The organism is Streptomyces triticisoli (assembly GCF_003270085.1).
Lineage (GTDB): Bacteria > Actinomycetota > Actinomycetes > Streptomycetales > Streptomycetaceae > Streptomyces > Streptomyces triticisoli.
This window is the reverse complement of the sequence record NZ_QFDQ01000276.1, coordinates 24,408-32,859: the sequence shown is the minus strand read 5'-3', so window position 1 is coordinate 32,859 and position 8,452 is coordinate 24,408. Positions and strand designations below refer to the sequence as shown.

Below are 8,452 nucleotides of genomic sequence, written 5' to 3'. Positions count from 1 at the left end.
CCCGGCGGCCATGGGGAAGCCGCGCTCGATGCCCCCGGGGGCGCCGAGCGCGGCGCGGCCCGCGGTGCCGGCCGAGCCGGGCCGCAGCCCGTCGAGAAAGCGGCTCGGGCGGCGGCTGGGACGGCCGCCGGGCGAGCGGGACAGCGACCAGGAGACGTGCAGCTGTTCGCGGGCGCGGGTGACACCGACGTAGAGCAGGCGGCGCTCCTCCTCGATCTGCTCGTCGGTTCTGGCGTAGGTGATCGGGATCATGCCCTCGGTGACCCCGACCAGGAAGACGGCGTCCCACTCCAGGCCCTTGGCGGAGTGCAGCGAGGCGAGAGTGACGCCCTGGACGGTGGGGGCGTGTTGGGCGTTCGCCCGCTCGTCGAGTTCGGCCACGAGGTCGCTCAGGGTGGCGCCCGGTCTGGCCGCGGCGAAGTCCTGCGCCAGATGGACCAGGGCGGCCAGCGACTCCCAGCGCTCCCTGACCGCACCGGAGCCGGCCGGCGGCTGCGGGGTCCAGCCCTCTCCGGACAGCACGGCACGCACCTGGGAGGGCAGGTCGACGGCGTCGTCGAGGAGGGAGTCGTTGCCGCCGAAGCGGGCGGCACCGCGCAGCGCGACCCCCGCCTTGCGCACCTCGGGCCGGTCGAAGAAGCGCTCCGCGCCACGCAGCTGGTAGGGCACACCGACGTCGGCGAGCGCCTGCTCGTAGGTCTCGGACTGGGAGTTGGTCCGGAACAGGACGGCGATCTCGCTCGCCGGGACACCGGAGGCGATGAGGTCCTGGATGCGGCGGGCGGCGCCCTCGGCCTCGGCGGGCTCGTCGGTGTACTCGGCGTAGACGGGCTCGGGGCCCGGGGCACGCTGGGAGACCAGTTCCAGCCGGTGGTCGGCGGCCCGGCCGCGGGACTGGGCGAGCAGTCCGTTGGCGAGGCGGACGACCTGCGGGGTGGAGCGGTAGTCACGGACCAGCTTGACGACGGTGGCGCCGGGGTGACGTGTGCGGAAGTCGAGCAGATGGTCGGGGGTTGCTCCCGTGAACGAATAGATCGTCTGACTGGCATCGCCCACCACACACAGGTTGTCCCTCTCGCCCAGCCACAGCTCCAGCAGGCGCTGCTGGAGCGGGCTGACGTCCTGGTACTCGTCCACCACGAAGTGCTGGTACTGGGCGCGGACCTGTTCGGCCACGTCGCGCCGATCTTGCAGGATGGCGACGGTCAGCAGCAGGACGTCCTCGAAGTCGATGACGGAGCGGTCCCGTTTGAGGTCCTCGTAGACGGAGTACAGCCGGGCGGTCTCGGCCGGGTCGCGGGGGGTCTCGCGGCCGGCCTTCGCGGCTGCGAGGGCGTAGTCGGCCGGGACGGTCTGGGTGACCTTGGACCACTCGATCTCCGCGGTGACGTCCCGCAGCTCGCCCCGGTCCAGGCGGATGCGGCAGGCGGCGGCCGCGTCCGCGACGAGCTGGATCTTGCGGTCGACGAGCCGGGGCATGGCGCCGCCGATCACTTTCGGCCAGAAGTACTGCAGCTGGCGCAGGGCGGCGGAGTGGAAGGTGCGGGCCTGCACGCCGTGCGCGCCGAGCTGGCGCAGCCGACCGCGCATCTCGCCGGCCGCCCGGTTGGTGAAGGTGACGGCGAGCACGCTGGAGGGCTGGAGGATCCCCGCCCGCACTCCGTAGGCGATGCGGTGGGTGATCGCCCGGGTCTTGCCCGTGCCGGCGCCCGCCAGGACGCACACCGGCCCGTGCAGACAGGTGGCCACCTCGCGCTGCTCCGGGTCGAGCCCCTCGAGCACCGCGTCGGCAGAGTCCGGGGCCTGCGGGAAGAGCGGGGAGTGCGTTGCTGCTGTCACACGGCCATGCTGCCAGGTCGCCTGAGACGGGTGAGCCGGTTGTCCACAGGCGGGCCCCCGCAGTCGTATCAATGCGACAGGCGTCACTCTCGTGCCGGTACCCGGATACCCCCGGTGGGAATGCCGGGCCGGTGGCGTACGTTCCCCCAGTGCTATCAGTACGTCCCCGACCCGCCGAAGGAGCGCAAGAGACATGCCGGGCACTGTGACGATGTACAGCACCACGTGGTGCGGCTACTGCCGCCGGCTGAAGAGCCAGATGGACCGCGAGGGCATCGCGTACACCGAGATCAACATCGAGCACGACCCGGAGTCCGCGGCCTTCGTCGAGAAGGCGAACGGCGGGAACCAGACGGTTCCCACTGTCCGGGTGGTTTCCGCCAACGGTGGGGGCGAGGTCGTCATGACGAACCCGAGCCTCGCCCAGGTGAAGCAGGCCCTCAGCGCCTGACCCCGGCGCGTCTCGCGCTGACGCGGAAGGCGGCTCCCGAGAGCTCTCGGGAGCCGCCTTCTCCATCTTCTTCCTTCTTCGGCCCAGCCGGCGGTCCGCGTCGGCTCAGACGGCGGTCCGCGTCGGCAGTGGCTTGCCGTACCAGAGTTCGATGAGGCGGGCCGCGATGGAGATGCCGTAGGGGGGCAGGACCTCGCCGGAGTCGAAGGCCGTGCGGAGCTCCTCGCGGGAGAACCAGCGGGCCTCGTGGATCTCGTCGCCGTCGACGGCGATGTCGGCCGAGGTGGCGCGGGCCATGAAGCCCAGCATCAGGCTGGACGGGAACGGCCAGGGCTGGCTGGCGACGTACTCGACCTGGCCGACGGTGACGCCGACCTCCTCGTGGACCTCTCGGCGCACCGACTGCTCGACGGACTCCCCGGGCTCGACGAAGCCGGCGAGCGTGGAGAAGCGGCCCTCGGGCCAGTGCACCTGGCGGCCGAGCAGGATGCGGTCCTCCTCGTCGGTGACGGCCATGATCACCGCGGGGTCGGTGCGCGGATAGTGTTCGGCGCCGCAGGCCGGGCAGCGGCGGATGTGACCGGCCGCGGCGATCACGGTGCGCTCGCCGCAGCGGGAGCAGAAGCGGTGCAGGCGCTGCCAGTTCTCCAGGGCCACCGCGTGCACCATCAGGCCCGCGTCGCGCGGAGACAGCAGCAGGCCGGCCTCGCGCAGGCCGGCCGGGCGGGCGGACTGGTCCATGCGGCCGGGCAGGGAGTCCTTCTGCAGGGCGAAGTAGCTGATGCCGTTCTCGTCGGTGCCCAGGAAGTAGCGGTGCGCCTCCGTGAGGGGAGCCTCGAAGGAGGGGGTCATGACGAGTTCGGTCCGGCCGTCGGGCGTCTCGTCGATCAGGGCCTGGCCACCGGAGACCACGAAGCAGCGCGTCGAGGGGTGGCTCCACGCCGCGGCGAGCCAGGCCTCGTCGAGCCTGTGGTGGGCGGCACGGTCGATGCCGCTGGGCGCGGTGAGCGAGATGGGCCGGTCGGCGGTGTGGTCGGTCCAGGTGGTCACGAGTGCTTCCAACTCCCCCGGTGCAACGGTTGTTTCGGCGGCGGTTCAGCGGGACGCGCGGCAGGAGGCGTCCGCGTGCGGCGGGGCCTGGAGGCACGCGGCGGCCTCTCCAGTGTGCTCCTGGCAGGAGGCTGCCCGCGCCGGTGGCCGCCCGTCAGGGCGCATCGCGCCAGTGCTCCGCGAGGTCGCCCCACAGGTACGCGCTGGCCTCGACGCCCTTGAGCAGGAGGTCCAGTTCGACCTTCTCGTTCGGCGCGTGCCAGCCGTCGGACGGGACGGAGATGCCCAGGAAGAGCACGGGCGCGCCGAGGACCTCCTGAAGGTCGGCGGCCGGACCCGAGCCGCCCTCGCGTGTGAAGCGGACGGGTGTGCCGAAGGCCCGGCTCATGGCGCGGACCACGGACTGCAGGGCCGGGTGGTCCAGCGGCGTCAGGCACGGGCGCGTGGCCGCGCCGAAGGTGATCTCGGACCGGATCCCGGCGGGCACCTGCTCGGCGGCCCAGGCGCGTACGGCCTTCTCGACGTGGTCGGGGTCCTGGCCGGCGACCAGGCGGAACGACAGCTTGACCATCGCGGTGGACGGGATGATCGTCTTGCTGCCGGGGCCCTGGTAGCCGCCGCCGATGCCGTTGACCTCGGCGGTGGGGCGGGCCCAGACGCGCTCCAGGGTGGTGTGCCCGACCTCGCCGTGGGTGGCGTACGACTTGGCGGTGCGCAGCCACTGCTCCTCGTCGAAGGGCAGCTCGGCGAAGAGTTCGCGCTCACGGTCGGTGAGCTCCACGATGCCGTCGTAGAAGCCGGGGATCGCCACGCGCGCGTGCTCGTCGTGCAGGGCGGCGACGAGGCGGGCCACGGCGGTGGCCGGGTTGGGCACGGCACCGCCGAAGGAGCCGGAGTGGATGTCCTGGTCGGGGCCGGACAGCCGGATCTCGCACTCGGCGAGGCCCCGCATTCCGGTGCACACCGTGGGCGTGTCCTCGGACCACATGCCGGTGTCGGAGACGATCACGGCGTCGGCGGCCAGGCGGTCCGCGCGGCTCTCGACGAGCGCCCGGAAGTGCGGGGAGCCGGACTCCTCCTCGCCCTCGATCAGGAGTTTGAGGTGGACGGCCGGGGCGGTTCGGCCGGTGGCGGCGAGATGGGCGCGGACACCGAGTGTGTGGAAGAACACCTGGCCCTTGTCGTCGGCCGCCCCGCGCGCGTAGAGGCGGCCCTCGCGGACGACGGGTTCGAAGGGCTCGCTGTCCCAGCCGTCCTCACGGGCCGCGGGCTGGACGTCGTGGTGGCCGTAGACGAGGACCGTCGGGGCGTCGGGGTCGTCGGAGCGCCACTCGGCGAAGACGGCCGGGGCGCCCGGGGTCTGCCAGACCTCCGTGGTGGTGAAACCGGTCTCCCGCAGCTTGCCGGCGAGCCAGTCGGCGCTGCGGCGCACATCGGGCGCGTGCTCGGGCTGGGCCGACACGGAGGGGATGCGCAGCCATGCGGCGAGGTCGTCGAGGAAAGCGGCACGGTGCTGCTCGATGTACGTACGGACGGCGCTGTCCGGGGTCTGGCTCATGCTTCCGAGCCTATCGGCCCGCGGTGACATCCCGTTCGGGCGGTTCGTCACACTGCGGCTCGGACTGCGGCTCCTGAAGCACCAGCCTCTCCAGCTCTGCCCGGCCGGGCAGGTCGTCGTGCCGTACGACCTCGCCGGTGCGCACGTACACGAACGCGGCGGTGACGCGCTCCAGGGGGATGCCGTGCTGCTCGGCCCACGCCAGCCGGTACACGGCGAGCTGGAGCGGGTCGGCGGTGCGTGAGCGGTTCGTCTTCCAGTCCACGATCTCGTACGTCGCCGTGGTTCCGTCGCTTTCCTTGTAGACGGCGTCGATGCGGCCCCGGACGACGCGGCCGGCGACGGCGAGCTGGAAGGGCGCCTCGACGCGGTGGGGCGTGCGGTGCGCGTACTCGGTGCGTTCGAAGGCCGCCTTGAGGGCTTCCAGGTCGCGTTCATCGGCGATCTCGGCGTCGCCGCCGGGCAGTTCCTCGGGCTCCAGCATGGGCAGCGTCAGCTCTTCGAAGCGGGTTTCGACCCAGGCGTGGAAGCGGGTGCCACGGCGTGCGGCGGGTTGTGGGGGGCGCGGCATGGGGCGTGCGAGCTCCCGCGCGAACCCGTCGGGGTCGGCCGCCAGGTGCAGGAGCTGCGAAGCGGTCAGCGTCGTCGGCAGGGGCACGTCGGTGACGCTCTGCCGGGCACGCCGGAGCTCTCCGGTGAGCGCGTCGAGGTCGCGGTCCCAGGAGGCTACGGTGCGGGACTCCTCCGGGGTGAGGGACTCGGGCTCGGGTTCTTCGATGTGGGGGCGCCCGGGCGGCGGGGGGGAGTGCGGTTCGGGTGCGGTTGCCTGGTGCGGGACCGTCGGGCGGTCGCTGCTCCAGGAGTCCCAGTCGCCGGGGTCCTCCTCGAAGGGAGGGGCCTCCTCGAAGGAGGGGCCCTCGTCGTACGGCGGTGTGTCGTCGTACGGCGGTACGTCGTCGTAGAGCGGTTCGTCGTCCTCCGGCGGCGGGGGCCAGTCCGGGTCGTCGTGAACGTCCGGCTCGTGGGCGGCCGTCGGGTGGTGGTCCGTGTGGCCGGCGAGGTTCTCCAGGTGGTTCAGGACGATCGCGGCGGCCTCGCGGCGGCGGGCCAGGGCTGCCTCGTCCAGGGGCAGGGGCCACACCTGGTCGGCGGTGGCCCGGTGCAGGGCCGGGTTCTCCTCGCCCTCCCCGGGTTCGTCCGCCCAGGCCTCGATCTCGCCGTGCCCGGCGGCGCAGTGGTCGTACAGGGCCTGCAGGAAGGCGGACGGGCCTCGGGGTCTCTTCTGACTGGGGCCCCACCAGTGGCCGGAGCCCAGGAGCAGGGAGCGGGGGCGGGTGAAGGTGACGTAGCCGAGGCGCAGTTCCTCGGTGTGCTGGTGGTCCTTCATGGCCTCGTGGAAGGCCTTCATCCCGCGCGCGTCCCAGCTGTCGACGTCGGGGAGGGTGTCGGTGTCGCCGCGCAGGGCGTGCGGCAGGACCTTGCCCTGGCTGGTCCACTTCTCGCGTCCCTGTCCGCTGGGGAAGGTACCGGTGACCAGGCCGGGGACGGCGACCACGTCCCACTCCAGGCCCTTGGACTTGTGCGCGGTGAGCACCTTGACGGTGTTCTCGCCGCCGGGCAGCGCGTTGTCGAGGCCCTTCTCGTACTGGGCCGCGGTGCGCAGGAAACCGAGGAAGGCCAGCAGTGACGCCTCGCTCTCGTTCGCGGCGAAGGAGGCGGCGACGTCCAGGAAGTTCGACAGGGTCTCGCGGCGGCGGGCGGCCAGCGCGTGCGGGGAGGCCGACAGCTCCACCTCCAGGCCGGTGACGGCGAGGACGCGGTGCAGGACGTCCATGAGCGGGTCGGACAGGGAGCGGCGCAGGTCTCGCAGTTCGGCGGCGAGCCGGGCGAACCGAACGCGCGCGTCCGGGGAGAACGGCAGCCTGTCGCCCCCGTCGCCGTCGAGAGGTGTTTCGAGGAACGTGTCGAGGGCGTCCGCGAGTGAGATCACTTCGGCCGGGTCGACGCCTTCGACTGCCTCGGCGAGCCGGCTGTCGGGGTCGTCGTCGGCGTCCACGCGTGTGTGGGCGACGAGCAGCCTCGCCCTGCGGCCGAGGAGCGCGAGGTCGCGCGGGCCGATGCGCCAGCGCGGGCCGGTCAGCAGCCGGACCAGGGAGGCGTTGGCGCCGGGATCCTGCAGAACCTCGCAGACGGCGACGAGGTCGGCGACCTCTGGCAGGTGCAGCAGCCCGGACAGGCCGACGACCTCGACCGGGACGTCACGGGCGACCAGGGCGCCCTGGATCTCGGCGAAGTCGGTGGCCGTACGGCACAGGACGGCGATCTCGCCCGGTGCCTTCCCGGTCCGTACCAGGTGGGCGATGGAGTCGGCGATCCACTCGATCTCCTCGGCGTGGGTGGGCAGCAGCGCGCAGCGCACCAGACCGTCGCGCTCGGCGCCGGGGGCGGGGCGCAGGGCCTGCACGCCCGCGTGCATGGCGCGCAGGGGTTCGGCGAGGCCGTTGGCGAGGTCGAGGAGACGGCCGCCGCTGCGACGGTTCTCGCTGAGGGCCTGGCGGTTGGCGGGGCGGCCGTCCGCGTGGGCGAAGTGCTCGGGGAAGTCGTCGAGGTTGGCGACGGAGGCGCCGCGCCAGCCGTAGATGGCCTGGCAGGGGTCGCCGACGGCGGTCACGGGGTGCCCCGTGCCGTCGCCGAAGAGGCCGGCCAGCAGGATGCGCTGGGCGACCGAGGTGTCCTGGTACTCGTCGAGGAGGACCACCCGGAACTCCTCGCGCAGGATGCGGCCCACTTCGGGGAGTTGGGCGAGCTGTGCGGCCAGGGCGATCTGGTCGCCGAAGTCGAGCAGGTCGCGCTCGCGCTTGGCGGTCCGGTAGCGGAGCACCAGTTCGGCCAGTTCGCGGCGGGCGTCGGCCGTCTCGGGGACCTTGCGCAGGTCGGCGTTGGTGAGTTTGGTGCCCTCCAGGGTGTGCAGCAGCCCGGTGTCCCACGCGCGCAGTTCCTCGGGGGGTACGAGGTGTTCGGCGAGCTCGGCGTCGAGGGCGAGGAGGTCGCTGACCAGGTCCGGGAAGGAACGGGTCAGCGCGGGATACGGGCCGGGGGCCTCGCGCAGCACACGTGCGGCGAGCTGGTAGCGGGTGGCGTCGGCGAGGAGCCGGGTGGTGGGCTCCAGGCCGATGCGCAGGCCGTGGTCGGTCAACAGCCGGCCGGCGAAGGCGTGGTAGGTGGAGATCGCCGGCTCGCCGGGCGGGTTGTCGGGGTCGATGACATCGGGGTCGGTGACGCCGGCCTTGATCAGCGCTTTGCGGACGCGCTCGGCGAGCTCGCCGGCGGCCTTGTTGGTGAAGGTCAGGCCGAGGACCTGTTCGGGAGCGACCTGTCCGGTGCCGGCCAGCCACACCACGCGGGCCGCCATCACGGTGGTCTTGCCGGACCCGGCGCCGGCCACGATCACCTGCGGGGCGGGCGGCGCGGTGATGCAGGCCGTCTGCTCCGGGGTGAACGGGATCCCGAGGAGCTCCTTGAGCTGCTCGGGATCAGTGATACGGGCGGGCACC

The 8,452-nt window shown here is 72.8% G+C and carries 5 protein-coding genes; 1 reads left to right on the top strand and 4 read right to left on the bottom strand.

All coding sequences use genetic code 11. The annotated features are described in order from the left end of the window. Positions 1 to 1,839 (bottom strand): ATP-dependent helicase (locus tag DEP02_RS31240; protein WP_198668682.1); only part of this gene is annotated, 1,839 nt, incomplete at its 3' end. 193 nt (positions 1,840 to 2,032) lie between these two features. On the opposite strand from DEP02_RS31240, the gene DEP02_RS31235 reads away from it, so the two are divergent. After that, on the top strand, positions 2,033 to 2,290 hold the full coding sequence (locus tag DEP02_RS31235; protein ID WP_112471033.1) for a mycoredoxin: 258 nt from the start codon (positions 2,033 to 2,035) through the stop codon (positions 2,288 to 2,290). Positions 2,291 to 2,395: 105 nt separating this feature from the next. Here DEP02_RS31235 and nudC read toward each other — a convergent pair whose 3' ends face one another. The 3 genes from nudC to DEP02_RS31220 form a co-directional block, all read right to left on the bottom strand. Further along, positions 2,396 to 3,352, bottom strand: coding sequence for an NAD(+) diphosphatase (nudC, locus tag DEP02_RS31230; RefSeq protein WP_198668681.1), 957 nt, complete (start codon positions 3,350 to 3,352; stop codon positions 2,396 to 2,398). A gap of 142 nt (positions 3,353 to 3,494) precedes the next feature. Beyond that, on the bottom strand, positions 3,495 to 4,898 hold the full coding sequence (locus tag DEP02_RS31225) for a dipeptidase (protein ID WP_112471032.1): 1,404 nt from the start codon (positions 4,896 to 4,898) through the stop codon (positions 3,495 to 3,497). Between the two features lie 10 nt (positions 4,899 to 4,908). After that, entirely contained in the window at positions 4,909 to 8,451 is a 3,543-nt protein-coding gene (locus DEP02_RS31220) for an ATP-dependent helicase (RefSeq protein ID WP_198668680.1), read from the bottom strand. Between the last annotated feature and the right edge of the window lies 1 nt (position 8,452).